General features: G+C 69.9%; 3 protein-coding genes. All 3 read left to right on the plus strand.

Annotated elements, in window-relative coordinates:
* Positions 1–176: 176 nt before the first annotated feature.
* Complete coding sequence (locus GT045_RS36940; protein WP_161287652.1) at positions 177–935, plus strand: calcium-binding protein; 759 nt, start codon at positions 177–179, stop codon at positions 933–935.
* A 47-nt stretch (positions 936–982) separates the two neighbouring features.
* Positions 983–1,870: a hypothetical protein gene (locus tag GT045_RS36945; protein ID WP_161287653.1), complete on the plus strand. Its 888-nt coding sequence runs from the start codon at positions 983–985 to the stop codon at positions 1,868–1,870.
* Between the two features lie 197 nt (positions 1,871–2,067).
* Positions 2,068–2,682, plus strand: a 615-nt coding sequence (locus GT045_RS36950) for a hypothetical protein (protein WP_161336887.1), incomplete at its 3' end; no start/stop codon positions are given.

Consider the following 2,682-nt stretch of genomic DNA (forward strand, 5'->3'; position numbering starts at 1 on the left):
CGGCACGAGCGGTGCCCGCGGGCGTGCGCCACGGGCGGCGGAGGGAGTCGGTGACCGTACGGCCCGGCACACGGCTCCTCCGCCGAATTCCTCCGAGTAGTACAACCTTTCACCATGTCTCCACGTCACATCTGCGGAGCCGTCCGGCTCCCGGATCTCGAACGTGGGGACGAACTATGCGTATCCGTGCCTCTGTCGCCGCCGTGGGCGGCGCTCTGGCTCTGACCGCTCTCGCCGTACCGGCCGCGCAGGCCGACGGCGCCGACGGTGACGTCAGGATCACCAAGGTGGTCGTGGACGGTGACAACAAGGTGTCCGTCGGCACCTCCGGCGCGGTGACCGTCAAGGTCAGCGTGACCGCCACCGACGACTCGGGCATCGCGGGCGCCGACATGTTCGACCTCTACGGCCCGGCGGACGGGTTCGCCATGACCGGCAAGCCGGTGTGCGCCAAGGTCGACGCGACCACCTCCACCTGCACCGCCTCGGTGAAGATCGACCCCCGGACGGACTACCTCAGCGACGCGAGCGCCGGTACCTGGTACGTGAGTGCCTGGATCGACGCCAAGGACGGCAACTACGTGTGGAAGGAGAAGGCCGCCGCCTTCTCCTTCCAGCGCACCTCCAAGCTCACCGCCGACGCGGCCCCGGAGCCGGTGAAGAAGGGCAGGACCCTCACCGTCACCGGCAAGCTGACCCGCGCCGACTGGGAGACGCTGAAGTACGGCGGCTACGGCTCGCGGTCCGTGCAGCTCCAGTTCCGCAAGAAGACCGCCGGCGCCTACACCACGCTGAAGACCGTCAAGGCGGACGCCAGGGGCAACCTGAAGACCACCACCACGGCGTCGGTCGACGGTTACTACCGCTTCGTCTTCGCGGGCAACTCCACCGCTTCCGCGGTCAACGCCGCCGGCGACCTGGTCGACGTGCGCTAGACGGCCCGCCGCAACCACACCCCACCAGTCAAGAGGACAGACACCACATGCATCTTCGTGCCACCGTGGCCGCCGTCTCCGGCGCCGTGGCCCTCTCCGCGCTCGCACTGCCGGCCGCCCACGCGGCGGACGGCGGTTCGTCCTACCGGGCACACGTCGCCGAGGCCCTGGCCCAGCACGCCCCGGGCAGGTCGGCCCGCACCGCGACCGCGGCGCCCGTCGGCGACCTGAACGTGTCCTTCTCCGGTTTCCGCATCAGCAAGGCGATCAAGGTCGGCACGGGCGCCAGGGTCTCCCCCGTGGTCACCTACAAGCTGACCCACGGCGCCGACGTCGACATCACCGACCCCGCCTTCCTCACCGGCCCGATGATCTACCGGGGCCGCGCCGAGGACCCCGTGAACATCCAGGGCGGCGAGGCCCCGGCCACCTGTGTGGAGACCTCGGCCACCACGGCCACCTGCAAGGGCCGGATCGACATCGACCCGCGCGAGACCGGGGTCGACGTGAAGCTGCGCAACTCCCAGGCCGGCACCTGGCACGGCGCCGCCCTCGCGTGGGACGTGGACAGCGACAGGATGTCCCTCCAGTTCGGCCTGGGCTCCACCCTGGTCCGGCGCAACGCCGTGCTCACGGCCAATGCGGCCCCGGAGCCGGTGAAGAAGGGCAGGACCCTCACCGTCACGGGCAGGCTCACCCGGGCCGACTGGCAGGACCACAAGTACCACGGCTACAGCGGCCAGCCCGTGAAGCTCCAGTTCCGCAAGAAGGGCTCCAGCGCCTACACCACGCTGAAGACCGTCAGGACGAACTCCGCGGGCAGCCTGAAGACGACGGCCAAGGCCACGGCCGACGGCTACTACCGCTTCTCCTTCGCGGGCACCACGACCACGGCGGCGGTCAGCGCCGCGGGTGACTTCGTCGACGTGAAGTAGGCGGCACCGGTCCGGCCCCCGGGGGTGCGTCCATCCCGGGGCCGGAACGTTTCTTCTCACTTATGTCATGTGCAGGTAATGCCCCTGCCAATTCTGGCCGGGAAGCACCCTTGCCGTACAACCCTTCGCGTGCCCCGCGGATCTGATCGCCCGAGTCGACCGACTCCACGATCACTTCTCCCTCCTAGGGAACGCACATGCGCATTCGAGCCACCGTGGCCGCCGTCACCGGCGCCCTGGCCCTCTCCGCCTTCGCCGTGCCCGCCGCCCACGCGGCGCCCGTCGCCCCGAACGTCACCTTCTCCAACGTGAAGATCAACAGCGGCAAGGCGCTCTCCATCGGCGCCGGCTCGACGGTCAGGGTCTCGGCGACGTACACCGTCACGCACCCCACCACGGTCTCCATGGCGAACGTCGACACCGGCCCGCTGCTCTACCGCGGGACCTCGGCGGCGGACCCCGACACCCTGGTCGGCAGCGACGCCCCGGGCACCTGCACCACGGTCGACACGACCACCGTGAACTGCTCGGCCACGATCACCATCCCCGCCGACGAACTCTGGAACTCGGACGCCGGCACCTGGAAGCAGGGCGGCATCGCCCAGGACAATAAGACCCGCGCCGAGAAGCGGCAGAGCGACCTCGGTACTCTGCCGATCCGCCGCGCCACCAAGCTCACCACCGACGCCGCCCCGGAGCCGGTGAAGAAGGGCAAGATCCTCACCGTCACCGGCAAGCTGACCCGCGCCGACTGGGAGCGCGGCACGTACGGCGTCTTCAGCAGCCAGTCCGTCCAGCTCCAGTTCCGCAAG

Source organism: Streptomyces sp. SID486, from assembly GCF_009865385.1.
Classification (GTDB): domain Bacteria; phylum Actinomycetota; class Actinomycetes; order Streptomycetales; family Streptomycetaceae; genus Streptomyces.

What these genes read in the sequence shown, in the direction of transcription:
- GT045_RS36940 (WP_161287652.1), top strand. Translation starts at nt 177, where the DNA reads ATGCGTATCCGTGCCTCTGTCGCCGCCGTGGGCGGCGCTCTGGCTCTG.
- GT045_RS36945 (WP_161287653.1), top strand. Translation starts at nt 983, where the DNA reads ATGCATCTTCGTGCCACCGTGGCCGCCGTCTCCGGCGCCGTGGCCCTC.